Here is a 24,005-nt window from a genome sequence, read left to right as displayed (position 1 = left end):
GGCCTCGGGTCAGTTTGACTTGAGCTGCCAGGCGGGTTGCACCCGCGCAGCTCGAAAGGTCGGATAAAGGCCCGCCAGCAGCGTTGCGCCTACCGCCAGCACCATGGTGATCCCCAGCAGCGACCAATCCAGCCGGGCCAGCGCGGCGATTTCAGGGCGAAACACCAGACCCACGCTCATCACTCCTGCTCCCGTGAGCAGAAGACCGAGCGCGCCACCAGCCGCGCCGATCAATCCCGCTTCGATCAGAAACTGTGCGTACAGGGCACGACGTGGCGCCCCCAGTGCGCGACGCACACCGATCTCACTGCTGCGACGCAGAAACTTGGCCAGCATCAAGCCCACGGTGTTGACCAGGCAAACCACCAGCAACCCCAGTGCGACCAGCAGCGAGATGCGTGTGTCGCTGGGCACGACACCTTGATGATCGAGCACCGCTGGCACGTCGCGCAGAAGATTGTTCGGCGCCCAGTGAAAGCGACCGGCCTGCTGCTGCTCGCGCGCATAACTATCGAGGTATTGCCGGTACTGGCTTGCCGCCGCAGAGCTATCCAATAACGCCATATAGGAAACCCAGGTACAGCTCGATTGCTGTAGCCCGATAAAGCCAGCACCCTTTGTCGGCTCGTAGCAATTGGTATTGCCGCTGTTATAGATCCCCGCCGCGATGCCGCGTTCGAACGGAATGAAAACACCCTCGCCGATGGCATTGAAGTTGGCACTGGAGGCCAGGTCATAGAAGCGCGGCTGCGGATTCCAGTCACCCATGACGCCGACCACGCGATAGTCTTTGCCGTCCATACTCAAGCTTCTGCCCACGCTGTTCGCACCACCGAAAAATTTTCGATTGAGTTCGCCGCTGATGACCACCACAGGCGCCTGATGCGCATCGTCGTCGGCGCTCCAGCCCGCGCCGTAGAGAAAGGGCACGTCCAACATAGGAAAGAACTCGCCATACACGGCGTGACCCGAAACATTGATCGGGTGCTGTCCCGTCTGTTCGGGCACCAGCGAGGGCGATATGCGGTACATCGCCGACTGCAGCTTGGCGCGATGCGCATGCATCAAGGCCATCGCATCGGTATAGGTCAACGCGTCGGGTGGCTCGCCATCGCTAGCGCGGCCCGATGGCCCCCACGGATCGATCTGCGGCACGAATAGCTTGGACGATTTCCATGGAATCGGATCACCCGATACCGCGCGAAATACCGAATAAGTCGTCATCGATGCAGCCACGCCGAAACCGATGGCAAGCACCATCAGCACGGTAAGCCCTGGGCTGCGTCGCAAGCTGCGCCAGGCGAGGTCGAGGTAGTAGTCGAACATTCGTTTCCCCAGGTTTGCTCCTCGCTCTGTTGGCAGAGCGAGAGGCTGGAAGGGGTGTATGCACACCGCGAGGTTTTACCCCTCCCCAACCCTCCCCTGCTTGCAGAGGAGGGAGCCATAGTCGTTACACCGATCGTGTAGCCACCACCGGTGGCACCGCTGCCGCGCGCATGGCAGGCCCGAGCACGGCGACCTGGCCGATCAGCCACAACACCACCGCGCCCAGCGGCAAATACATCACCGGCAGACGCGGCAGCTCGTAGTGCACCATCAGAAACAGATTGACCCCGTACGCCAGCGCCATACCGAGCACGATGCCGATGGTGGCCAGCAGAAAGTTCTCGGTCTGGAAGTAATGCAGAATGTTGCCGCGCGTCGCACCCAATGCACGACGCACGCCGATCTGACGACGACGCTGAGCTACCCAGAAGCTGCCAAGGCCGACGATGCCCAGCGCAGTAACCACCAGTAGCGCCACGCATACGCCAACCAGCAAGCCGGTCATGGCGCGGTCGTTCTGGAAAAACTTCTCGCGGATCTCATCCCAGGTTCGCTTTTGCAGCACCACCCGATGCGGATTGGCTTGTTTGAGCTTTTCCAGAGCGGCCTTGAGTACCCTATCTCGCTCCTGCGGTGCCGTACGAATCGCGTACACACCATCGCTGACCTGTATCGGCACCAACATGCTGTACTGCGCGGTAGCGTCATCCCAGATCGATGGGCGCACCAGATTCTTTATCACGCCAACCACCGTCAACGGCAGGTCGTTGCCCATGTAGATCTGCTTGCCCAACGCTTGCTGCCCCGGCCACAAGCGCTCGGCCATGGCAAGGGTAATCACGGTATTTTTAGGCAATCCCTTGGCATCGCCAGCAACGAAAGCCTTCTTCGCCGTGTCGATATCCACGTAATCGTCAGCCTTCAAGAAACGGCCCGCGACAAGCTGCAGGCCGAACGTATCGGCGATATTTTCGCCGTAATAGGTCGTGGCATTGAGCGACGACTTATTTTGTTTTCGATCGATTTTGATACCGCTGTTGTTCGACGAATTGGCGAAAGGAAGCTGGTTCACCGAAGCCACCGACGTTACGCCGGGGATCTGCCGAAGCGCGGCGAGATCCTCCGCGGTACGCGCACTGTCATCGGCTTTTGGACCGATATTGGCGAGTTCCACTTCCAGCAGCTCGTGCTCGGCGACACCGCTGACCATGTGGATGCGCTCCAGCCGCTGGCTGACCAGAAACACCGCGTTGCAGACAATGGCGCAGGTCAACGCAATCTCCAAGATCACCAGCAAGGCGGTGATCTTGTGCCGACGCAGCGTGGAAAGAATCGGAAGGATATCCATGGCGGCCCTCATTGGCTCTTCAACTGCAGCGCAGGAGTGATCTGGCATGCGCGCCAGGCGGGCAGCAGGCCCGACAGCAGACTGGCGGTAATGGCGAGAACAAAAGTAATCAGCAACATCGGCAGGTCCAGATGCGCCAGCGAGGCATAGTCCGCCGGCTGCAACCGCACCAGCCAAAGACCGAGATAGGCCAGCAGCACGCCGCCCACACCGCCGGCCAGGCCAATCACACCGGCCTCCACCAGCAACTGCATAAACACCTCGCGCCTGGAAGCACCCAGCGCGCGCCGAACGCCGAGTTCACCGGAACGGCGCAAGAATTTGGCCAGCATCAGCCCGACCGTGTTGACCAGGCAAACCATCAGGAAACCCAGCGCCAGCCAGCTTTGCAGGCGCACATCGCTAGGAACCACTTTATTGACGTCCAACCACTCCATCAGGTTCGACAGGCGGACGTTGGACGGCCGTTCAAAGCGCCCCAGCGCCTTCTGCTCCTTCGAATAGTTATCCAGGAAGGTGCGGTAATCGGCGGCCTTGTCTGCGCTTTGCAGTTGTACCCAGAACTGCAGCCATACGCAGGTGGCGACTTCGAGGTGTTCATCGTCGTTGCCGCCGCCCTTGCCCCAACAATTCCTGCTGCCGTTTCGCGCAAGGTTCAGGTCGCGCGATGTGGCAAGCGGCAGAAATACGTCCTCGGCAACGGAGTATTGGCCCATATTGAGGTCGTAGAAATGCGGATTGGGGCGCCAGTTATCGAGCACGCCGATCACTCGGAACGCCGTGTCCTTCATGCGCAGTATCTGATTGGTACTGTCCTTGCCGTCGAATAGCTTGTCGTTGAGCGACCTTGAAATCACTGCCACACGAGCCTTGCCATCGTCTTCTGCCTCGCTCCAGCCGTGACCATAGAGAAACGGTGTCTCGAACATCGGAAAGAAATCGGCCGTGGTATAGCGCGCATCGCTGAAGAACGGGTCCATGCTCGATTGCGTCGGCTGTACCGGCACTGCGCCACCCGTCATCAGCGCCTGCCGTTCGCCGCGCTTGGCCTTGAGCAGGTTCATGCCGTCGATCCAGGTGACCTGCCGCTCTGGCTCCTTGCCGGCCTCATAGCCGTCCATATCCAGCGGGTCGACCTGCGGATAGAACAGTCGCGCGCTCTTGTCCGGCAGCGGATCGCCAGACAGCACATGCAACACGGTGAACGTGGTCATGCAGGCGCCGATGCCGAGCGCGATCGCCAGCACCATCAATGCGGTGAGCATCTTGTTGCGCCTGAGGCTGCGCAGCGCCAGGTCCAAGTAATAGCCGAACATTTACATCTCCCAGGACGCCCCCTCCGCTTATTAAGAAGAGGGCCAATAGTCTTTACACCGTTCGCGTAGCTTCCACTGGCGACACCTGTGCAGCACGCATGGCCGGCGCCAACACCGCGCACTGGCCGAGCAAGAGCAAGATCGCCACCCCTATAAAGACGTACAGAAGAGACAGATGCTGCATTTCAAAGCGAATGACCAGCCAAAGATTCATGGTGACGGCGAGCAGTACGCCCAGTAACGCGCCGCCACTGCTTATCAGCAGGTTCTCAGTCATGAAGTAACTGAGAATGTCCCGGCGTGTCGCGCCCAGCGCACGGCGCACACCGATTTGCCGCCGGCGCTGGCCGACCCAGAAACTGGTCAAGCCGACGATGCCTGCTGCGGTGATCGCCAATAGCACGACGCAAACAATGCCCATCAACACGGCCATGCCATAGTCGCTGTCATAGGCGTGGGCACGAACCTCGGCGAAGCTCAGCAGGCCATCCTTATCGCTGATGACCCGCTTGCGACTTTGCGCAAGCAACGTCGGCTCGGCGGCATGCATGGCAGCGTCAAGCTGTCCTGGCTTCGCCTGAATCAGATAATAGGTGCCTTGCGGCGACACCAGGCGCAGCGGCACTAACACCGACCGATGCGCGAAATCGGCCGCCCAGCGCGCCACACTCTGCGATTGCAGTTGATCGACGATGCCGATGATGGTGGTCCGATTGCTCATCAGGTAAACGGTTTTACCCAGGGCCGCATTCGCATGACCATCCACTGATGGGAAAAGCTTTTCCGCCAGTGCCTTGGTGATGACGATGACCGGTGGCGCCAATGCATCGCGGATGCCCATATGGCCGATTTCGTCAGCACGAAAATTGCGCCCGGCGATCAGCTTCAGGCCCAGGGTCGCCAGCATGTGCTCATCGGCGAAATAGATGGCCGCTTCAGTGGTGGCGTTAGCCTGGTCGGGCTTGAGCTTGAGGCCATCGTCCCAGCCACCGCCGTGTAGCGGATAAGAGTTACTGACCGATGCATCCTGCACGCTGGATAGTTGCCGCAGCGCACTCAGGTCGGCGCGTATCTGCGCATCGAGCTGGTCAGGCGATGGTTTGCCTACCCACTGATTTTCGACCACGAAAAGATGCGTTTCGTCGATGCCGCTGGGCTCGGACAAATGCGCGAGGCGCTGCTGGATAATAAACAGCGCATTGCAGACGATGGCCAGGGTCAGGGCGATCTGCATGGCGATCAACACTGTGCCGGCCTTGTGCTGGCGCAATGCGGAAAGAATAGGTTTGATCTGCATGATCGATCCCTCAGTTGGACTTGAGCTGCCAGGCCGGCTGCACTTGCGCCGCCCGCCAGGTGGGATAGAACGCCGCCAATACAGTGGCCCCTATGGCGACCAGCAAAGTCAGCGCGACCAGCGACATATCCAGATGCGCCAGCCGAGCGATCTGAGGCTCGAACACCATGCCCGCTCCCGCCATGCCAAGGCCCGTCAAGAACAGCCCCAAGACACCGCCCGCCAGGCCGACCATGCCCGCCTCAGCCAGAAACTGCCGATAGATGTCCGCGCGCGATGCACCCAGCGCGCGGCGAATGCCGATCTCCGGCGCGCGGCGCATGAACTTGGCCAACAACAAGCCGATGGTGTTGACCAGGCAGATCACGAAAAAGCCCAATGCAACCGTCAATGAAAGGCGGCTCTCCGGCGGTACTGCATGCTGGAATTCGAGCCATGCGTTGACGTCGCGCAAGCGCACATTGGGTGCCCAGCTAAAGCGGCCGGCACGTTGCTGCTCCTGCGCATAGGCATGCAAGAACTGCAGGTATTCATCGGCATCGGCCTTGCTGTCCAACTCCACCCAGGGGCTGATCCACACGCACTCGCCGCGAATCCAGCCATCCCAGCCGACACCGCGATTGCCGACACCGCTGCAACTGTTATTGCCGCCGGTATCCATCTTCAAATCGATGGCGTGAGTGAACGGGATGTAGACCTCCGATGCATCGGTATACGCATTGCCGTTGAACATGTCGAAGAAGCGCGGCTTGGGATCCCAGTGCTCGGTAACGCCGACAATGCGATAGGTTTGCTCTTCCAGCTCGATCTCCCGCCCTACGCTGTTGGCGCCGCCGAACAGCTTCTGGTTGAGATCGCGACTGATGACCGCCACCGCGGCGCGGTTATCGTCGTCTTGCGCATTCCAACCCTGGCCGTATTGAAACGGCACGTCGAACATCGAAAAGAAATCGCCGTAGGTGGCGTAGCCCGCCGACTTGAATGGAAGGCCGGAACCCTGTGTCGGCATGACCGACATCAGCACCTGGAACAACACCGTTTGCCGCTTCGCCTTATGTGCATGCATCAAGGCCATCGCGTCGGTATAAGTCATGGCCGAAGCCGGCTCGCCCTTGCGGTTGTACTGCGGCCCCCAGTTATCCACTTGCGGAGCGAACAAGTGCGCCGATTTTTGTGGAATTGGATCACCCGACACCGCCCGAAACACCGCATAAGTGACCATCGATGCCGCCACGCCGAAAGCAATCGACATAATCATCAAGGCAGTCAGCAGCGGGTTGCGACGCAGGCTGAGTAATCCGAGCTGGGCATAGTGCACAAACATTCATTGCTCCGTGATGCCCCCCTTGCAAGCAAGGGAGGAGGGAAAACTAAACCGACCGGGTGGCTTCTACGGGGGATACGCGCGCGGCACGCATCGCCGGCGCCAGCACCGCGCCCTGACCCAGCAACAACAGCACGATCACGCCGGCGATCACATACACCGGCGACAGGCGGGCCATTTCAAACTGCTGCATCAGCCAGAGATTCATCCCTACCGCCAACATGGCGCCCACGACCACGCCGCCGATGCCGATCAGCAGATTCTCGGTAAGGAAATAACTGAGGATGTCGTGCTTGGTTGCGCCCAGGGCACGGCGCACGCCGATCTGCTTACGCCGTTGCCCGACCCAGAAACTGGTCAAGCCGACGATGCCCGCGGCGGTGATCGCCAGCAGCACCACGCAGATGATGCCCATCAATATCGCCATGCCGCGATCGCTCTTATAAGCCTGCTCGCGCACATCTGCGTAAGTACGCACGCCACGTTCGCTCGGAATCACCCGCATGCGATTGGCTTTGAATAACGCCGCCGGTGCTGCCTTGAGAACACTGGCGAGCTGGCCTGGTTTGCTGCGGATCAAATAGGCGCTGAAGTTGCCGCTGAGCTGTATGGGCAACAGTGTGGAGTTGCCTTCGAATTTGTTGGCGAAATTGCCATTCCACGGCACCTGCAGACGCTCGACGATGCCGATCACGGTGCTTGAGGGTGCGCCCTCGGTGATATAGATCTGCTTACCCAGCGCCGAACCATCAGGAAAAACTTTGTCGGCCAGCGCCTTAGTGATAATGACGACCGGCGATGACTCGAACACCTTGGGATCTATCGTGACTACTTCGTCGGCACGGAAATTACGTCCGGCGATCAACTTGGCGCCCATCGTGGGCAAGGCATGATCGTCGACGAAGTAAAGCGTGGTCTGCGTTATCGGCTTCTTCGCCGTGGGATTAAGGCGAACACCCATCGACCAACCGCCGCCGCGCAGCGGAAACGAATTGGTCGACACCGCATCTTCCACACCAGGTAATGAGCGCAGTATCTGTATATCGGCCTTGACTAACGGCGCGGTCGCCTCATCGTCGATGCCCACCCAGCGGTTCTGAATCGCCATCAGATCGGTCTCGATCATGCCGGTGGGCCGCGACAGTCGATCCACGCGCTGTTGAATGATGAACAGCGCATTGCAGACGATCGCCAAGGTCAGGGCGATTTGCAGGGCGATAAGAATGGTGCCGGCCTTATGACGTTTGAGCGCGGCGAGAATCGGTTTGATCTGCATCATGGTCGTTTCGCGCTCAGTTGGATTTCAGTTGCCAGGCGGGCTGCACTTGCGCCGCACGCCAGGTCGGATAGAACGCCGCCAATACCGTGGCCAATACCGCCACCAGCATGGTCAGCGCCACCAGCGAAGCATCGAGCGTGGCCAGTCGCGCGATCTTCGGGTCGAACACCAAGGACACACCAAACACACCCAGGCCGGTGAGCAATAAGCCGAGCAGGCCGCCGGCCAAACCGACCGTGCCGGCCTCGATCAAAAATTGCCCGTAAATTTCACGGCGCGATGCGCCGAGCGCACGGCGTACACCGATCTCCGGCGCGCGCCGCATGAATTTAGCCAGCAACAAACCGACCGTGTTGACCAGGCAGATCAGCAAGAAACCCATCGCCACCAGCAATGAAATCTTCGATTCGGCCGGCACTACATTTTGATGATCGAGCCAATCCATGACATCGCGGGTACGCACGTTGGGCGCCCAATGAAAACGCCCCGCGCGCTGCTGCTCGGCGGCATAGCCCTGCAAGAACTGTCGATAGGTATCGACGTCGGCCTTGCTTGGCGCCTCGACCCAGAACTGTGCCCAGATGCACTCCGAATGCAGCCAGGCATCCCAACCATCGCCCGGATTTTTGTTGCAGTTGTTGTTGCCGTTGGTGCTCATCTTCAATTCGATGGCACGCGTGAACGGAATGAATAAGTCCACCGGATCGTCAAAACCCGAGGTGTTGACCGGATCAAAGAACAAGGGCTTTGGGTCCCAGCTATCGAGCACGCCGGTGACACGATAGTTGTGTCCATCGAGATTGATCTCGCGCCCTACGCTGTTGGCGCCGTTGAACAATTTGTCGTTGATGGAGCGGGCGATAACCACGACAGCCGCATGACCGTCGTCCTCGGCCGAGCTCCAGCCGCCACCGTAGAGAAACGGCATATCGAACATCGGAAAAGCATCGCCGTAAACGGCGTAGCCGTTGGTACGAAACGGCAACAGATTGGCGTCGGCAGGTACTGCCGCCAGGCCCACCGGATACAGCGCGGTTTGCCGTTTGGCCTTATGCGCCTTCATCAACGCTATGGAATCGGTGTAGTTCAGCGAACTCGCCGGCTCGCCCTTGTCGTTGTCTTCCGGCCCCCAGTTATCGATTTGCACAGCGAATAGCTGCGACGATTTCTGCGGAATCGGATTATTCGACGTAGCTCGAAAGACCGAGTACGTGGTCATCGACGCCGCTACGCCGAAACCGATCGCCATCACCATCAGCGCGGTCAAGATCGGGTTGCGGCGCAAGCTGCGCAGGCCAAGCTGAAAGTAGTAAGCGAACATGGATGATTTCCGAATAGCTGTTGCTGCTTCCCCCAACCTCTTCCCCGACACCGCCGGGGAAGAGGCCCTTCTCGATCAACGGCCGTGCGTGGCTTCCGCCACTTGCGCCACATGCGCGTGGAAGCGCGGGTCTTCCGCCAGGTCGACCACTTGACCATCGATGACATGCACGTTGCGCTGGGCGCGTGCGGCCAGCTCGGGATCGTGGGTCACCATGACGATGGTGGCGCCTTCGCGATGGATCTCTTCGAGCAGCTCCAGCACGCTGCGCGCCATCTGCGTATCCAGGTTGCCGGTCGGTTCGTCGGCGAGCAGCAGGCGCGGCGAACCGGCCAATGCGCGCGCGATAGCTACACGCTGCTGCTGACCGCCGGAGAGTTCGGCCGGATAGTGCTTGGCTCGCGAGGCCAGGCCCACGCGCTCCAGCGATTCCATGATGCGCTTCTTGCGTTCGGCCGATTTCATGCCGCGATAGCGCAGCGGCACTTCGACGTTATCGAACACATTGAGGTCGGGAATCAGGTTGAATGCCTGAAAGATGAAGCCGATTTTTTCGTTGCGGATCTTCGAACGCGCGTTGTCGTTCAAATGACTTACTTCGACGCCATCGAGGTGGTACTCGCCACCGGTGAAGGTTTCCAACAATCCGGCGATGGTGAGAAACGTCGTTTTGCCCGAGCCCGATGGCCCGGTCACGGCGACGAACTCGCCTTCTTTCACATCGATATTGAAATCGCGCAGCGCATAGGTCTCCACTACTTCGGTGCGGTAGACCTTGGACAGGTGAGTCATCTTGAGCATGGCTGAATCCTTCGTGGTGGTTTTAACTCCTCCCCTTGTGCACAGAGGGAGGCTGGGAGGGGGTGAAGGCTTGCCGCAAGGCTCACCCCACCCCAGCCCTCCCCCGCATGTCCCGAAGAGGGGCTCTCTTCGGTCGCAGGGAGGGAGAAATCATTAGCGGCTGATGGCTACGCGGGCCGCGTTTTTGAAACTGTCGGTGCCGGAGGTCACGATGCGGTCGCCTTCTTTGAGGCCATCGAGAATTTCCACTTTGTCGATGCTGTTGGCGCCGACGCGGATCGGGTGTTTCTCGGCGATGCCGTCGCGCACCAGGTAGGCATAGCTGCCACCGGATTCGTCGACAAAGGAACCGCGCTGCACCATCAGTACGTTGTCGCGCTTATCGAGCAAGATGCGCACCGACAGACGTTGATTCTGCCGCAGTTGCTTCGGCGTCTCGCCGTCGAAGCGCAGCCGCGCCGCCACTTCGCCATTGACCACTTCAGGCGAGATCGCACTGACCAGGCCCTTCCAGGTATTGCCGTTGCCGGTGATCTCGCCGCCCATGCCGATGCCCAGATCGCGAGCGAAACTTTCCGGCACTTTCATTTCCACTACCAGCGCGGAAAGGTCGATGACGCTGAGCAACTGCGCATCTTTGGCCACGGTGGCGCGCTCGGCGATAAATAGCTGGCCGACCTGGCCGTCGACCGGCGAACGCACATTGAGGTCGTCGACCTGGCGCAGCAGGTCTTTCACCAGCAGCACCTGGCGATCGTGCGCAAGCTTCTTCGATTCGATATCGAAATTCTGGCTGTCGCCGTCCATGCCCAGATCGGTCGTGGCATGGCGTGTGGTGATCTGCGCTTTTTGCAGCGTGTCTTTGGCCTTGTCTACATCGCGGCTGGGCACGGCGCCTTGCGCGAAGGCCTTCTGGTAGCGCACCAGGTCGCTCTCGGCCGACTTCTGATCGATCTGTGCGTTATCCAGTGCTTTCTGCAACTCGCCGCGCTTCTTGCGCGCGTCGATCTGCGCCCGCTTGTAATCGACTTCCATCGCGTCGGCGGCACTCTGCTCTTGCGCCAGCTTGTTGGTCAGCTCGGGGCTGACGATCGTGGCAAGCACCTGGTCTTTCTTGACTGAATCGCCGGCGTGCACCTTCAAGGTCACCGCACCACCCGAGGTGGCATAAAGCGTGGGGCTTACCGCCGCCACCACTTTGCCCTCGGCGGCGATGTCGCGCACAAATAAGCCGCGCTCGACCACGCCGAACGCCAGCCGCGACGTACTGACCGACGCATCGGCGGAAAACAGGCGACTGGCCTGCGGTAGCACCAGCGCCAGCACGGCAAGCACGGCCACGCCGCCACCGATCATGATTAGACGCTTACGATTTGGCTTGACCTCGACCAGGCGGTCTTGAGCGGAAGTATCGCGAATCATTGAATAGTCCCTAGCCGCGAACGGTGCGGCCCCTGACCAGTATCAGCAAGCTGCGTGCCAACCCGACTCGCTTGCGATAAGTACATTAATTCAATGATTTACAAATGACTCGCACAATGCGGTCACTGTCCGCGGACAGTCTCACGGACAGACGGACATTGTCCGCCGAGGCCAAGCGTCTGCTAGAGCCCGGCTTCCGCGCGAGCCACATCGCGGGCGATGCCCTGGCCCAGGGTAGATAGCCGTGAGGGCGCGATGCTGCTCAAGATGCTTAGACCCGCCAACCGGCGATGCTGAAAAACCATCACCGACGCACTGGCCAGACGCAAAGGTTGTTGTACGCGCCGATGCGGCGGCAACGCCAGCGGTTTGCCCTGGGCAAGCAAGGCATCCCAGGCGAGGTAGTCGGTATCGGGCAACAAATGCAATCGTGCCCGCAGGCATCCCTGCGCATCGATACATTCCAGCCATTCGCGCGGGCCATCCACATTGATCGCACTGGCGGCGATCAACCAGCAGGTATGCAACAGCGGCTCCAGCTCCGCGCGTTCGACCAGCCAACCGTTCGGTAACATTCCGGTCGTCGGGTGTTTTGCGCGCGATGGTAGATACAGCACACTGCCGAGCAAGGGTAGATACGCCAGCAATGACTCCGGCGTGATCCGCAACCAACGCCGACTGGCCGAACCCGCACCAGCATGTGGACAGACCGCAGTAAGCGCATGTGCAAACCAGCCGAACATCGTTGTGCTCCTCTCGAAGGAGACCCGGCTGGCCATGCCTCGGCAACAACCGAAGCACATGGCACTGGCGATAGGCCAAACATGGAGCGTCGGCCATGGCCGGCGACGCGGGGTGCCTCGACTTGAATGAGCGAGGCTCGGGGGCATCCATGCCCCGAGGTATTACTTGGTAAGAATGAGTTTGTCGTTACGGGTCAGACGCAGGTGGTACTCGCTACCCTGGTGTTGGATCACCAGCTCACGCGCGCCTTCCAACAGCACCTGACTGGAAATGCGCCGTGCCAGCGTTACACCGGCAGGGGCTGGTTTAAGGCTGAGCAAGCGCATAAGACGAGCCGGCGCTTCAACGTGTGCAGACGACAAAGACAAAGTAGACATCGACATGAGAGGTTCCGCTATCAGCCAAGGGCGGAGTTGATGATAATGATTCTCATTTGATAGTCAACACCTATAGGCCCCATCGCTTCCGCCCATCGATTACGGCACCCCGCCGGGACCTAGGCCGTGGCTTGCTCGATTCGTTTCAGCACAGTGGCATCGAGCTTCGGCAACAGATCCAGCGCCGCAAAATTGTGCTCCAACTGCTCCAGCCGGCTGGCGCCGAGCATCACCGTGGACACATGCGGATTGACCAGACACCAGGCGATGGCCAACTGGGCCAAGCTGACCCCCAGCTCATCGGCGACCGGCTGCAGCCGGCGCACCTTGGCGATGCTTTCATCGCCCAGCCCCAGCACACCTTGGCGCAGCCATTCGTAACCGGGTTGCGCCAGCCGCGCGTCGCTCGGCACACCGTTGTTGTATTTGCCGGTCAACACGCCCGAGGCCAACGGCGACCAGATCGTGGTGCCCATGCCATAAGCGTCGTACAGCGGCGCGTATTCTTGCTCGACCCGCTCACGATGCAGCACGTTGTATTGCGGCTGCTCCATCACCGGTGCGACCAGGTGATTCTCCCGCGCGACACGATGCGCTTCGTGGATAGCCTCAGCCGGCCATTCGCTGGTGCCCCAGTACAGCACCTTGCCTTGGCGCACCAAGGTATCCATCGCGGCGACAGTTTCTTCGATCGGTGTATCGGGATCGGCGCGATGGCAGAAATACAGATCCAGATAGTCCACGCGCAAGCGATGCAGCGCCTGATGACAGGCTTCGATCACATGTTTGCGCGACAAGCCGCGCTGGGTCGGCAGCGGATTTTTCACCGCACCGAAATACACCTTGCTCGACACGCAATAGCTATCGCGCGGAAAGCGTAGATCGGCCAGCACATCGCCCATCAAGGTTTCGGCAATGCCGTTGTTATAGGTTTCGGCGTTGTCGAAAAAATTCACCCCGCGCTCGTGCGCCAAGGCAAGTAAATCGCGGGCGAGCGAGCGCCCCACCTGTTGGCCGAAGGTCACCCAGGCACCGAAAGACAATGCGGAAAGTTGCAGACCAGACTTGCCGAGGCGACGGTATTGCATGGGAGCGCTCCTGAAGGGGGATGGGACAGCATGCCAACACCGGCGTGTTGTCGTCCATGCATTCCCTACTCTGCCAACATGAAGTGCCTGCATGCGTACGCGGCAAGACCCGGCTCAGCACACCTCGACCGGGCCTGGATGCATACCAGGCCCGGCAAGCGAAGCTCAAATCATCACGGCTGTTGATAGGCACCGATGTCGATGCGGCCATTGCTCATGCGCGGCTGACCATCGTAGTCCACGCTACCCACCACCGTCGCCGGCAACACCAGCCCTGCACCGCGTACCAGTGAAGCCGTACTCACATGCAGATCGAGTGTCGTCGTATTGACGAACTGCGGGTCGGCAACAAGCGTAGCGGCATCGTTTTGGCTCGCATTGCGGTAAGAGCCCACATCGGTATAGGACGTGCCCAGCCAGGTCCAGTTGGCGTTGTCCAAACTAGCCGCCGCGTTATACAGGTTATGGTCGATGGTGCCGGGGTTGCCATAGCCGGGATTCTGCGCCGAACTGGGCCAGAAGTTGACCAGCAATCCATTGCTGTTGGCATAGATCACATTGTTCTCGAAAACGGTGCCGCTGGCGTGGTACTGAATCTGAAACTCGCCGCTGCCGGTGCCTTGGCTATCGTTCTGGAACAGCGTGTTGTTGACGATGGTGGCATTCAACGTGCCACCGTTTTTGCTGCCGGCACCGCCGATCGAAATACCTGCCGAGTTCGAGAGATATACCAGGTTATTGCGCGCGATTACCTCGCTGGTGAGCTTGCCGAGGGTTTCGCTAGCCAGCTCGATGCCGATATCGACGTGATGCACCAGGTTGCGTTCTACGGTGACTCGCGTGCCGCCCTCGACATAGATGCCGTCGCTGGAGAAATCCCCAGGGTGGTATGCGCCGTTGGTCTGCGAGCTGATGTTGTAGACGGTATTGCCTGCGATGACGCCGTCGCGTGCCTGATCGTAGATGACGCTGCCGATATTCGGCGCGGCCTTTTCGAAACCCAGTGCGGCAATGCCGATATTGTCGTTGTCATGCACCACGTTGTTGGAAATCGTCCAATGCTCGACGTTACCGGTGAGCGATAGCGATTCACTGCAGCCGGTGCGCAAATGATCGACTTCATTGCCGCTGATGGTCAGGTTATTGATCGAAGCTGGTGCGCGGCTGCCATACACTTCGATGCCGAATGCGTTGCCGTTAGGGCAGCTCTCGACCGTGTTTACGATGTCGTGGACGCGATTATTGAGCAGGCTGATATTGCTGCCGGCGCCGGAAATATAAATGCCGATCGGCGTCTCGGTGGTACTTGATGCGGTGTAGTAACCCACATCGAAACCCTGGATGGTGATGTAACTGCGGTCGCTGAGATTCCACACCCCGCGCGTGGTACCGGCAGGTACTAGCAGACCCTTGCCGCTGAGCGTGGCCGTTTCGCCGGGATAGCTCGAAAAAGTGATCGGGCCGATCGCCGCGGAACCCGACGTGGGCACATCCACGGTCTCGTTATAAACGCCGCCACGCACATACACCGTATCGCCCGGCACGACGCTGTTGGCCGCGCGCTGCACGGTGAGCCATGGCGCATCCTGGGTACCGGGATTGCTGTTGAGACCGTTGGTGGCCACGTAGTACACATGGCCCGTCAGCGGCACCGCGGACGCCTGACTCAATGACGGATACAGCGCTGCTGCGAGTGCCAAACTCAAAGCTTGCATACCTGCCAAAACGCTTACGTTCTTCATGCAATCTCCATGTCACGTTTGCCTGGGGAGGGGAACCGCGGCAGTCGCCGTCGGCACGCCAGGGTGCGCGTCTTTGGATGGCTATACCGTGACAACGTCAACGAAATGAATGGAGGACCATGCAAGCTTTGAGCAAGCTTTGCCGCGCAGCGGAAAGATTTCCGATGCCGGATAAAGGAGTTATCGAAAGCTGTCGGTCATTAAGCCAGCAAGCGCATCAGCACGCCGAGCACGATGGCGGCAAAGATGCCGGCCACCACATCGTCCACCATCACGCCCAGGCCACCTTTCAGGTGCCGGTCAAGCCAACGGATCGGCCACGGCTTCCACACGTCGAAAAGACGAAACAGCGCAAAGCCTGCTACGACGATCCACCACGGTGCCAACAGTGCCGGTATCAGCGCAATCCATTGACCGATAAATTCGTCCCACACGATGCTGCGATGATCGTCCACGCCGATCGCCCGGCCGGCGACGTTGCAAGCCCATACACCGATAACGAAACCCAACACCAGGACCACACCGTACCAGGGCAGGCTCAGCTCACGCAGCCATAACCATGGCAGCAGCGCGGCCAATGAACCGAAGGTGCCTTGCGCGACCGGCGTCAGGCCCGAACCGAAACCGCACGCCAACCAGCCCGCAGGCGTGGCAAGCAGCGCGCGACGTTGTTCGACGGTGAGAATTTTCTTGGCGCTCATGCGGCGAAATGATCCCAGCCTTGGCGGGTGGATTCCAGCCACTGGCCGTCGACATCGCGCACGCGCACGCCGCTACCCTCGACGATGCGGCCGATGCGCGTGGCGCCGCAGCCGAGCCGGGCCAGGTCGGCTTGCACTTCGGCCACGCGCGCCATGGGCACGGTGAAGCAAAGTTCGTAATCGTCACCGCCGCTTAGCGCGAAATCGCGCGCAGTGGTCTCGTCGAACAAACTCAGCAAGGCCGGCGAACGCGGCAACAGCACTGACTCAATCTCGGCAGCTACATCGCTAGCCGCGCAAATATGACCTAGATCGGCAAGCAGGCCATCGGATACATCAATGCAGGATGTCGCCCGCTCACGCAACGCCATACCGCTAGCTAGCCGTGGCGTGGGGCGATTTAAGCGTTCGGCAAGAAACCGGTATCGCGCATCGCTTTCATCGACGGGTCCGCCCCGCTGGAGCAACTGCAATCCGGCGGCGGCATCGCCCAGCGTTCCCGTCACCAATACCGCATCGCCAACGCAGGCGCCTGCACGTAACAACGCTTTACCGGGCGCCACGAAACCATGCACCGCCATGCTGATGGTCATGGGGCCGCGTGTGGTGTCGCCGCCGATCAAGGCAAGACGATACGGTTGCGCCAACTGCGCAAAGCCCTCGGCAAAACCTTCGATGAAAACCGGGTCGGGGCTGGGCAAGGTCAATGCCAGCAAAGCCCATGCCGGGCTGGCACCCATCGCGGCGAGATCCGACAGATTTACCGCCAAGGCCTTCCAGCCGATATCGGCCGGCGCGGTACCCGGTGGAAAATGCACGCCCTCGACCAGGGTATCAATCGCCACCGCCAACTCCTGCCCCGGCGGCACCGCGAGCACCGCGGCGTCGTCACCGATACCCATACGCACATCATCGCGGCTTTGCGCGGTATGACGGCGGATCAGGTCGATCAGGTCGAATTCCATTTAAGAGCCGCCCTAAAAAGTTCTTGATTGCCTCGAACTACCCCCTCCCCTCCTGGGACGAGCAGGGGGAGGGGCTTAAATCATTGAGGCTTGAATCATTAGCGAGTGAAAACGAGGGTCGGGTTACCGTGATAAATCGTTTCCTGCCAGCGCCGAAACCCGGCTTTCTCGGCTACGCGAATCGAGGCGAGGTTATTGGGCGAGATGATGCATACGGCACGATGGTCGCCAACATGGGCCTGCCCCCAGGCGGTAACGGCGGTGACGACTTCGCTCGCATAACCTTTGCCATGCGCGTGCGGCGCCAACACCCAGCCGAACTCCAGCATGCCGTGCAGGCTCGGCTCGATGTCGCGTTTGAGATCGGCAAAGCCGACATCGCCGATATAACGACCGCTGTCTTTTTCCTCGACCGCCCAATAGCCATAACCGAGCAGACTCCAGGATCCAGCGTAGCGCAGCAGGCGGTCCCAGACTTCCTCGCCGGTGAATGGCCGGCCGCCTATATAACGAGTGACCTCGGGATCGGACCAGGTCGCCAGGCAGGCATCGAAATCATCGGCCCTATGCGCCCGCAACCGCAGCCGCTCGGTTTCGAGCGTCGGCACCTGCCGGGCAGGCAGCGGTGCGGCCGAACCTTGCATCAGCCGCGCTTCTCGGTCGCGCGCCAACTGCTGGCCAACTTATCCAGCACGCCGTTGACGTAGCTGTGACCATGATCGGCACCGAAGCGCTTGGTGACCTCAATGGCCTCATTGAGGATCACGCGATACGGCACATCAGGGCGAAACTTCAGCTCGTAAGCGGCCAGCCGCAGCACCGCGCGTTCGATCGGGTCGATTTGCGCGACCTCGCGATCGACAAACGGCTTAAGCCCCTCGTCCAGCTCGTTGAGATGCTTGGCAACGCCTTGCAGCAGATCTTCGAAATAACCGAGGTCGGCCACTTCCATATCTTGCTCGTGACGAAACTGCTCGATCACCGCAGTCATGTGGCTACCGCTCAACTGCCAGGCATATAGCGCCTGCAAAGCGCGGCGACGGGCGCGTGAACGCGCGGCAAGATCGATACCTTCGGGACGCTGGTTCATCACTTCAGCCGCGCATAGAGGTTGACCATTTCCAGCGCGGCAATGGCGGCATCGGCACCCTTATTGCCCGCCTTGGTGCCCGAGCGCTCGATCGCCTGCTCGATGCTGTCGGTGGTCAGCACCCCGAACGCCACCGGCACGCCGGAGCTATAAGCGGCCTGGGCCAAGCCCTTGGCGCATTCGCCGGCGACATAATCGAAATGGGGGGTGGAGCCACGGATGACCGCGCCCAACGCGATCACCGCCGCGTATTTGCCGGAGTTGGCCAGCTTATGCGCCGCCAATGCGATCTCCCACGCACCGGGCACGCGAATCAGCTCGATCGCCTCGTCCTTGACGCCATGGCGCACCAGCACATCGTGTGCGCCAGCCACCAGCGGCTCAACGACAAAACCGTTGAAACGGCCCGCGACAATGGCAAAACGGCCTTTCGGCGTGGCGAAATCGCCTTCGATGATCTTCATTGCAGAATTCCTTGAGGGCCACAAACCCATACAGGGTCGGGCATTTTACGGGTTTTACCGCCGCGGTGCCGGATCACTCCCGCCCTGGCGGTTTAGCTAAGAAAAGTGAGGGTAATCGTGAAAGCTCAACGCCGCCTGCCCGCCAGTCACCCGCAATCGTGCCGGCGCGCCGAACGGCAGGGTGAATTTGTTCGGCGCATGGCCGAACGGCATGCCATCGAGCACCGGGATACCAGCCACCCGACGCAACTGCGCGAACCCTTCCGTCAACCCATAGCCGTTGTCGTAAGTGCTGGGCCGGCAGTCGGTGAAGTCACCCAGTATCAGGGCGCGCTGCCGCCCCAGCACGCCGGAAAGGTGCAATTGGTACAGCAAGCGTTCGATGCGGAACGGCGGCTCGCCTACGTCTTCGACAAACAGGATGCCGCCGTCGATACGGGGGAAATACGGGGTACCCAGCAGGCTGCATAACACCGCAAGATTGCCGCCCCACAGCGGGCCCTGCACATCGAGATCCGACTCGCCGCTGCTCTGCCAAAGCGCTTGCGATTGGGCCGAACGTACCGTGCTCCAGAAATGCGGCAGGGTCAGCCCGCTCGGCGCTTCGGCGCCGAAATCCGGCCCCAGCATCGGCCCACCGAAGGTACACAAACCGCTCTTGGCATATAACGCCAATTGCAACGCGGTGAAATCGCTATGCCCCACCAGCACGCTGGACGCACCGCTGAGACGCTCGCGTAGCGCGTCGTAATGCAGGTGTTCAAGCAGTCGCGTGGCGCCATAACCGCCGCGAATCGCCAGCGCGATATCGGGCAGGACATCGCAGGTCGCCAAGGCGTTGATGTCCGCAGCGCGCTCGGCATCACTGCCGGCATAGCGCAGCTCGGTGCGATCAAGAACTTCCAGGCCTTCCAACGTGCAGCCGGCGTCACGCAGTCGCGCGACGCCGCGCGCCATCGCGTCGCGATCATGGGGGTAACCCGAAGGAGCGATCAGACGGACTTTAGTCATGGGTGTCGACTTTGCAGTGATGGGGCTGAAGTATGGCCGGCAGCGTATGGCATCGAGAGGGCGAAAATGTGCCTAAACGTACTCGACCACCTCCAGGCCAAACCCGCCCAGGCCGACCAGCTTGCGCGGCGTGCCGAGCACGCGCAGGCGATGTACGCCCAGGTCGGTGAGAATCTGCGCGCCGAGGCCGTGCTGACGCCACTCCTGCTGCTGCAACTCCTCCGGCGCCTGCGTCTGCGGCTGGCGGCTGAGCCGGCGTAGCAGTGCGTCAGGGGTATCTTCGCCCGACAGCACCAGCAGCACCCCGCGATTCTCGTCGGCGATGCGGCGCAATGCAGCGGTGACGGTCAAACCGAGATCGTCGCGCTGCAGATGCAATACATCCGACAGCGTGTTGCGCACATGCACTCGCGACAATACCGGCAAACCGTCGTCCACCGTGCCGCGCACCAAGGCAAAGTGCAGGCCGTGCCGGATCACATCGCGATAGGCGATCAAACGGAAGGGGCCAAACTCGGTCTGCACTTGCTCTTCGTGCACACGCTGCACGGTCTTCTCGGTTTCCAGCCGATAGCGGATCAGATCGGCGATGGAGCCGATCTTCAGGCCATGCTTTTTCGCGAATACTTCCAGCTCGGGCCGGCGTGCCATGGAGCCGTCTTCGTGCAGCACTTCGATCAACACCGCCGCAGGCTCAAGGCCCGCCAATGCGGCCAGGTCGCAACCGGCCTCGGTATGTCCGGCACGAGTCAACACCCCGCCGGGCTGCGCGGTGAGCGGAAAGATGTGGCCCGGCTGGGCCAGATCCTGCGGCTTGGCATCCGCCTTCACCGCTACTTGAATCGTGCGTGCGCGATCATGCGCCGAGATACCGGTGGTGACCCCTTCGGCCGCCTCGATCGAGACGGTGAAATTGGTGTGGTACGACGAGGTGTTGTCGCTGACCATCGGACGCAGGCCGAGCTGGCGGGTGCGCTGCTCGGTCAGCGTAAGGCAGACCAGGCCACGCGCCTCGCGCACCATGAAGTTGATGTCCTCGGGCCGCACCATTTGCGCGGCCATAATCAAATCACCTTCGTTCTCGCGGTCCTCGTCGTCAAGAATCACTACCATGCGACCGGCGCGAATATCGTCGAGGATTTCGGGAATCGTGTTGAAAGACATGCGTTGTTCCTTGAATGATGTTTCCCCTCCCCTGCGCGCGCCGTAGAGAGGCTTCCTTCGGTCGCAGGAGAGGGTTAGGGAGAGCTGAGCCGGCGGGTAAAGTCAGGCGAAGCCGTGCTGCCTCAAGAACGCCTCGTCCAACCTCGGCGCCTCGCCACTGCTGAGCAGGCGCTCGATATAACGCGCCACCACATCCACCTCGATATTCACCGCATCGCCGGGCCGGCGTGCATGAAACGCGGTGTGTTCGACCGTGTGTGGAATCAGGTTGACGCCAAAACGATTACCGGCCACTTCGTTGACGGTAAGGCTGGTGCCGTCGATGCACACCGAGCCTTTCGCGGCGATGTAACGCGACAGCGTTGCCGGCACTTCAAAGGTCCAGCGCTGCGAACGGCCGTCCGGCGTCACCGAGACCACTTTGCCGAGCCCATCGACATGGCCCGATACGAGATGACCGCCCAGGCGATCAGCCAGGCGCAGCGCCTTCTCCAGATTCACCGGATCGCCGGCCTTGAGCTTGCCCAGCGTAGTCAACGAGAGGGTTTCGTTGGAGACATCGGCGCTGAAGCCACGCGTATCCAGCGTCACGGCGGTCAGGCATACGCCGGACACGGCGATGCTGTCGCCAAGCTGCACGTCGGTGAGATCGAGATCGGCCGTATCGACGGCTAAACGCACATCACCGCCGCGGGGCTCGATACGAGCGATACGGCCGACGGATTGAATGATGCCGGTAAACATCAGCACTCTCCCGGCAGGGAGGCGCGACGACTAGCGAACTGCTTGGTAGACATGAAACGTACTCCGCATGAAATGAAAGCGAGTACGCCCCAAGGCGTATGGCAGGCGCACACCGGCAAAGGCGAACGCCATACCGTCTTCTCTCATCCGGACTATGAGCCGGCCCCGTACAGCGAACCTGGCTTTACCGTCGGCCCCGGCATCAAACCGGATCTGCTGACCCTCCAGCATGTTGCTGGAAGCGCTCGCGGGCTCGTGCTTGCGCACCTACCGCCGGTGGGGAATTCCACCCCGCCCTGAAGACGTCGTATTGTGTTTGCCAGCGAACTGGCCGCCGGAGTTTAGCACCATCGCCAGGCCCGCCCGAACCCCATCGCGGGCATTAAACCGGACAGCGTGTTCCACCCAGCGTGCACAAACCACGGCCTGGCTCACTCCGTAGCCAGCTTCTCGATCAGATAATCGATCAATCGCCGCAAGGCCGGCGCACGGTCGGCGCCGGGCAGCCAAAGCAGGTGAATCGGCGAACGGGCCAGTTGCCATGCCGGCAACACTTCGACCAGGCGGCCGCTCGCGATCAGCGTATCGGCCATATAGTCGCCCTGCAGCGCAATGCCGACGCCGGCCAGCGCGGCATCACGCGCAGCCTGTGAATCATTGCTCGACAGCACCGGATCGATACGCACCGAACGGCGGCGCCGCTGCTGGGTGAACTGCCACAAGGTGCCGGTGCGCAACCCGCTGAACGCGATACAGCGATGAGCCTTCAGGTCGGCGGGATCGGCCAATACCGGCGCCGCGGCAAGATATTCCGGCGAGGCGCACAGATAGCGCCGCATAGTGCCGACCCGGCGCGCCACCAGTTGCGTATCGGCCAACCGCCCCACCCGCACCACCAGATCGATCTTCGCCGCGACCAGATCGACATATGCATCGTCGTAAACCGCTTCCACCCGAATTTGCGGATGCCGCCGCATGAAAGACGCCAGCACCGGCGCGATGCATTGACGCCCGTAGGCACCGGGCAAGTGCAGGCAAAGACGCCCGGACGGCTCTTCGCTACGCGGACGCAGCTCGGTCGCCAGCTCGGCGAGCACCGTCTCCAATTGCTGGCAATGCGCCAGCAACTGCTCGCCGCGTGCGGTCAGGCTCATGCGCCGCGTGGTACGCAAAAACAACTTGCTGCCCAGCGCATGCTCCAGCGCGGCAATACGCCTGCTCAGCACCGATGGCGTGCAACCGGCCTCACGCGCTGCCTGCGAAAAATTCAGTAGCCGGGCCGCAACGGTAAAGCCGCGAAGCTCGCGCAAGCGAGTCGGCGTCAGCTCGAATGATTTGTTCATAGATTGAATAAAAGATATGCCATTTCGATGGATTATCACCTCAAGCGGCCAGGCGGACCATGCCTCCATTCCCACTCAACAAGGACTACCGCCCATGCGCAGCATCCAATTAACCGCGTTCGGCCTGGAGAACCTGCACGCCGTCGACCTCCCCGCCCCACAACCCGGTCCGAACGAAGTACGGGTACGGATGGAAGCCGCATCGCTGAACTATCGCGACTACCTGCTGGTGAGCGGAAAGCTCTATCGCGGCGTGCATTTGCCGATCGTGCCGGTCTCCGACGGTGCCGGCATCGTGGTCGATGTCGGCAGCGCGGTCACACGCTTCAAGCCAGGCGATCGCGTCACCACGTTCTATAAATCACGTTGGCTCGCCGGGGCGATGCGGCCAGAGTGGGAAGGCGCCGAGATCGGCGGCCCTTACGACGGCGTGATGCGCGAGCTGGCCTGTTTCGATGCCTACTCGCTGGCACGAGCACCCGCGCATCTTTCCAGCGCGCAGTCCGCCACCTTGCCGATCGCCGCACTGACCGCCTGGCAAACCCTGGAGCAGGCCCGCGTGACCACCGGCCACACCGTATTAGTCCTCGGCACCGGTGGTGTTTCGTTGTTTGCTTTGCAGTTCGCCAAACTACGCGGCGCCAGGGTCATCGTGCTGTCGTCCAGCGACGAAAAACTTGCCCGCGCCAAGGCGCTGGGTGCCGATATCGGCATCAATTATGCGAACAACCCGCTATGGGGCGCCGCCGTGCGCGAGGCTAGCGGCGGCCTTGGCGTGGATGCCGTGGTCGAAACGGTAGGTCCATCCACACTCGCGCAATCACTGGAGGCCGTACGCATGCACGGCTTCATCGGCCTGGTCGGCTTTATGAGTGGTACCGAGGCCACATTTTCGCTGACCCAAGCCATACTCAAGCGCGTGCAGATCCAAGGCATTTCGGTGGCGTCGCTGGAAACACACGAGCAGATGATCCAGGCCATCGAAGCAACCCGCCTGGAGCCGGTGCTGGACACCGTGTTCGGCTTCGGCCAGTTGCGCGAGGCCTTCGATCATCTGGTCGCCGCCAAACACTTCGGCAAGATCGGTATCGACTTCAACGCGTAAGCGCGAAAACAGCCGGCGCGGCATGGCCGGCTG

The 24,005-nt window shown here is 60.9% G+C and carries 23 protein-coding genes and 1 riboswitch; of the genes, 1 reads left to right on the top strand and 22 read right to left on the bottom strand.

What is annotated here, in order from left to right; translation table 11 throughout:
• Positions 1–9 precede the first annotated feature (9 nt).
• From DVJ77_RS05360 to DVJ77_RS05255, 22 genes are all read right to left on the bottom strand, one after another.
• Complete coding sequence (locus DVJ77_RS05360; protein ID WP_114844449.1) at positions 10–1,326, bottom strand: ABC transporter permease; 1,317 nt, start codon at positions 1,324–1,326, stop codon at positions 10–12.
• 124 nt (positions 1,327–1,450) lie between these two features.
• Positions 1,451–2,674, bottom strand: coding sequence for an ABC transporter permease (locus tag DVJ77_RS05355; protein WP_114844448.1), 1,224 nt, complete (start codon positions 2,672–2,674; stop codon positions 1,451–1,453).
• Positions 2,675–2,682: 8 nt separating this feature from the next.
• The gene (locus DVJ77_RS05350) at positions 2,683–3,990 is read right to left on the bottom strand and encodes an ABC transporter permease (protein WP_114844447.1); all 1,308 of its coding nucleotides are present in this window, start codon (positions 3,988–3,990) and stop codon (positions 2,683–2,685) included.
• 52 nt (positions 3,991–4,042) lie between these two features.
• A complete protein-coding gene (locus DVJ77_RS05345; protein WP_114844446.1) occupies positions 4,043–5,287 on the bottom strand; it encodes an ABC transporter permease in 1,245 nt (414 codons plus the stop codon).
• A 10-nt stretch (positions 5,288–5,297) separates the two neighbouring features.
• The gene (locus tag DVJ77_RS05340) at positions 5,298–6,611 is read right to left on the bottom strand and encodes an ABC transporter permease (RefSeq protein ID WP_114844445.1); all 1,314 of its coding nucleotides are present in this window, start codon (positions 6,609–6,611) and stop codon (positions 5,298–5,300) included.
• Between the two features lie 46 nt (positions 6,612–6,657).
• Positions 6,658–7,890, bottom strand: coding sequence for an ABC transporter permease (locus tag DVJ77_RS05335; RefSeq protein WP_114844444.1), 1,233 nt, complete (start codon positions 7,888–7,890; stop codon positions 6,658–6,660).
• Between the two features lie 13 nt (positions 7,891–7,903).
• On the bottom strand, positions 7,904–9,211 hold the full coding sequence (locus DVJ77_RS05330; protein ID WP_114844443.1) for an ABC transporter permease: 1,308 nt from the start codon (positions 9,209–9,211) through the stop codon (positions 7,904–7,906).
• Positions 9,212–9,286: 75 nt separating this feature from the next.
• Complete coding sequence (locus DVJ77_RS05325) at positions 9,287–10,012, bottom strand: ABC transporter ATP-binding protein (RefSeq protein WP_114844442.1); 726 nt, start codon at positions 10,010–10,012, stop codon at positions 9,287–9,289.
• Positions 10,013–10,165: 153 nt separating this feature from the next.
• A complete protein-coding gene (locus DVJ77_RS05320; protein WP_114844441.1) occupies positions 10,166–11,434 on the bottom strand; it encodes an efflux RND transporter periplasmic adaptor subunit in 1,269 nt (422 codons plus the stop codon).
• A gap of 182 nt (positions 11,435–11,616) precedes the next feature.
• Positions 11,617–12,177, bottom strand: coding sequence for a hypothetical protein (locus DVJ77_RS05315; protein ID WP_114844440.1), 561 nt, complete (start codon positions 12,175–12,177; stop codon positions 11,617–11,619).
• A 162-nt stretch (positions 12,178–12,339) separates the two neighbouring features.
• Positions 12,340–12,561, bottom strand: a complete 222-nt coding sequence (gene hemP, locus DVJ77_RS05310; RefSeq protein ID WP_380037140.1) for a hemin uptake protein HemP — start codon at positions 12,559–12,561, stop codon at positions 12,340–12,342.
• 113 nt (positions 12,562–12,674) lie between these two features.
• Positions 12,675–13,643: a potassium channel beta subunit family protein gene (locus tag DVJ77_RS05305; protein WP_114844438.1), complete on the bottom strand. Its 969-nt coding sequence runs from the start codon at positions 13,641–13,643 to the stop codon at positions 12,675–12,677.
• Positions 13,644–13,816: 173 nt separating this feature from the next.
• The gene (locus DVJ77_RS05300) at positions 13,817–15,385 is read right to left on the bottom strand and encodes a right-handed parallel beta-helix repeat-containing protein (RefSeq protein ID WP_114844437.1); all 1,569 of its coding nucleotides are present in this window, start codon (positions 15,383–15,385) and stop codon (positions 13,817–13,819) included.
• Between the two features lie 200 nt (positions 15,386–15,585).
• Complete coding sequence (locus DVJ77_RS05295) at positions 15,586–16,086, bottom strand: phosphatidylglycerophosphatase A family protein (protein WP_114844436.1); 501 nt, start codon at positions 16,084–16,086, stop codon at positions 15,586–15,588.
• Positions 16,083–17,051, bottom strand: a complete 969-nt coding sequence (gene thiL / locus DVJ77_RS05290) for a thiamine-phosphate kinase (RefSeq protein WP_114844435.1) — start codon at positions 17,049–17,051, stop codon at positions 16,083–16,085. The genes DVJ77_RS05295 and thiL overlap by 4 nt, the downstream gene beginning before the upstream one ends.
• A 98-nt stretch (positions 17,052–17,149) precedes the next feature.
• Entirely contained in the window at positions 17,150–17,695 is a 546-nt protein-coding gene (locus tag DVJ77_RS05285; protein ID WP_114844729.1) for a GNAT family N-acetyltransferase, read from the bottom strand.
• The gene (nusB, locus tag DVJ77_RS05280; protein ID WP_114844434.1) at positions 17,695–18,141 is read right to left on the bottom strand and encodes a transcription antitermination factor NusB; all 447 of its coding nucleotides are present in this window, start codon (positions 18,139–18,141) and stop codon (positions 17,695–17,697) included. Before nusB ends, DVJ77_RS05285 begins: the two co-directional genes overlap by 1 nt.
• Positions 18,141–18,605: a 6,7-dimethyl-8-ribityllumazine synthase gene (gene ribH, locus DVJ77_RS05275; protein ID WP_114844433.1), complete on the bottom strand. Its 465-nt coding sequence runs from the start codon at positions 18,603–18,605 to the stop codon at positions 18,141–18,143. The genes nusB and ribH overlap by 1 nt, the downstream gene beginning before the upstream one ends.
• A gap of 96 nt (positions 18,606–18,701) precedes the next feature.
• A complete protein-coding gene (gene ldcA, locus DVJ77_RS05270; RefSeq protein WP_114844432.1) occupies positions 18,702–19,616 on the bottom strand; it encodes a muramoyltetrapeptide carboxypeptidase in 915 nt (304 codons plus the stop codon).
• Between the two features lie 72 nt (positions 19,617–19,688).
• A complete protein-coding gene (gene ribBA, locus DVJ77_RS05265; protein WP_114844431.1) occupies positions 19,689–20,780 on the bottom strand; it encodes a bifunctional 3,4-dihydroxy-2-butanone-4-phosphate synthase/GTP cyclohydrolase II in 1,092 nt (363 codons plus the stop codon).
• A gap of 102 nt (positions 20,781–20,882) precedes the next feature.
• Positions 20,883–21,524 (bottom strand): riboflavin synthase, encoded by a 642-nt coding sequence (locus DVJ77_RS05260; protein ID WP_114844430.1) that lies wholly within the window; start codon positions 21,522–21,524, stop codon positions 20,883–20,885.
• A 131-nt stretch (positions 21,525–21,655) separates the two neighbouring features.
• A riboswitch (FMN riboswitch) is annotated at positions 21,656–21,832 on the bottom strand.
• Between the two features lie 123 nt (positions 21,833–21,955).
• The gene (locus DVJ77_RS05255; protein ID WP_114844429.1) at positions 21,956–22,867 is read right to left on the bottom strand and encodes a LysR family transcriptional regulator; all 912 of its coding nucleotides are present in this window, start codon (positions 22,865–22,867) and stop codon (positions 21,956–21,958) included.
• A 94-nt stretch (positions 22,868–22,961) separates the two neighbouring features.
• Between DVJ77_RS05255 and DVJ77_RS05250 the strand changes: the two genes are divergently transcribed.
• Positions 22,962–23,972 (top strand): zinc-dependent alcohol dehydrogenase family protein, encoded by a 1,011-nt coding sequence (locus DVJ77_RS05250; RefSeq protein WP_114844728.1) that lies wholly within the window; start codon positions 22,962–22,964, stop codon positions 23,970–23,972.
• Positions 23,973–24,005 lie beyond the last annotated feature (33 nt).

This window comes from Dyella tabacisoli, assembly GCF_003350925.1.
In the GTDB taxonomy this organism is placed as follows: domain Bacteria; phylum Pseudomonadota; class Gammaproteobacteria; order Xanthomonadales; family Rhodanobacteraceae; genus Dyella_C; species Dyella_C tabacisoli.
Note: the sequence above shows the minus strand (reverse complement) of the source record. Positions and strands in the feature narration are given on the sequence as shown.

Excerpts from the sequence above, each read along its gene's own strand:
- DVJ77_RS05360 (WP_114844449.1), bottom strand. The coding sequence starts at position 1,326 with ATGTTCGACTACTACCTCGACCTCGCCTGGCGCAGCTTGCGACGCAGC.
- DVJ77_RS05355 (WP_114844448.1), bottom strand. The coding sequence starts at position 2,674 with ATGGATATCCTTCCGATTCTTTCCACGCTGCGTCGGCACAAGATCACC.
- DVJ77_RS05350 (WP_114844447.1), bottom strand. The coding sequence starts at position 3,990 with ATGTTCGGCTATTACTTGGACCTGGCGCTGCGCAGCCTCAGGCGCAAC.
- DVJ77_RS05345 (WP_114844446.1), bottom strand. The coding sequence starts at position 5,287 with ATGCAGATCAAACCTATTCTTTCCGCATTGCGCCAGCACAAGGCCGGC.
- DVJ77_RS05340 (WP_114844445.1), bottom strand. The coding sequence starts at position 6,611 with ATGTTTGTGCACTATGCCCAGCTCGGATTACTCAGCCTGCGTCGCAAC.
- DVJ77_RS05335 (WP_114844444.1), bottom strand. The coding sequence starts at position 7,890 with ATGATGCAGATCAAACCGATTCTCGCCGCGCTCAAACGTCATAAGGCC.
- DVJ77_RS05330 (WP_114844443.1), bottom strand. The coding sequence starts at position 9,211 with ATGTTCGCTTACTACTTTCAGCTTGGCCTGCGCAGCTTGCGCCGCAAC.
- DVJ77_RS05325 (WP_114844442.1), bottom strand. The coding sequence starts at position 10,012 with ATGCTCAAGATGACTCACCTGTCCAAGGTCTACCGCACCGAAGTAGTG.
- DVJ77_RS05320 (WP_114844441.1), bottom strand. The coding sequence starts at position 11,434 with ATGATTCGCGATACTTCCGCTCAAGACCGCCTGGTCGAGGTCAAGCCA.
- DVJ77_RS05315 (WP_114844440.1), bottom strand. The coding sequence starts at position 12,177 with ATGTTCGGCTGGTTTGCACATGCGCTTACTGCGGTCTGTCCACATGCT.
- hemP (WP_380037140.1), bottom strand. The coding sequence starts at position 12,561 with ATGTCGATGTCTACTTTGTCTTTGTCGTCTGCACACGTTGAAGCGCCG.
- DVJ77_RS05305 (WP_114844438.1), bottom strand. The coding sequence starts at position 13,643 with ATGCAATACCGTCGCCTCGGCAAGTCTGGTCTGCAACTTTCCGCATTG.
- DVJ77_RS05300 (WP_114844437.1), bottom strand. The coding sequence starts at position 15,385 with ATGAAGAACGTAAGCGTTTTGGCAGGTATGCAAGCTTTGAGTTTGGCA.
- DVJ77_RS05295 (WP_114844436.1), bottom strand. The coding sequence starts at position 16,086 with ATGAGCGCCAAGAAAATTCTCACCGTCGAACAACGTCGCGCGCTGCTT.
- thiL (WP_114844435.1), bottom strand. The coding sequence starts at position 17,051 with ATGGAATTCGACCTGATCGACCTGATCCGCCGTCATACCGCGCAAAGC.
- DVJ77_RS05285 (WP_114844729.1), bottom strand. The coding sequence starts at position 17,695 with ATGCAAGGTTCGGCCGCACCGCTGCCTGCCCGGCAGGTGCCGACGCTC.
- nusB (WP_114844434.1), bottom strand. The coding sequence starts at position 18,141 with ATGAACCAGCGTCCCGAAGGTATCGATCTTGCCGCGCGTTCACGCGCC.
- ribH (WP_114844433.1), bottom strand. The coding sequence starts at position 18,605 with ATGAAGATCATCGAAGGCGATTTCGCCACGCCGAAAGGCCGTTTTGCC.
- ldcA (WP_114844432.1), bottom strand. The coding sequence starts at position 19,616 with ATGACTAAAGTCCGTCTGATCGCTCCTTCGGGTTACCCCCATGATCGC.
- ribBA (WP_114844431.1), bottom strand. The coding sequence starts at position 20,780 with ATGTCTTTCAACACGATTCCCGAAATCCTCGACGATATTCGCGCCGGT.
- DVJ77_RS05260 (WP_114844430.1), bottom strand. The coding sequence starts at position 21,524 with ATGTTTACCGGCATCATTCAATCCGTCGGCCGTATCGCTCGTATCGAG.
- DVJ77_RS05255 (WP_114844429.1), bottom strand. The coding sequence starts at position 22,867 with ATGAACAAATCATTCGAGCTGACGCCGACTCGCTTGCGCGAGCTTCGC.
- DVJ77_RS05250 (WP_114844728.1), top strand. The coding sequence starts at position 22,962 with ATGCGCAGCATCCAATTAACCGCGTTCGGCCTGGAGAACCTGCACGCC.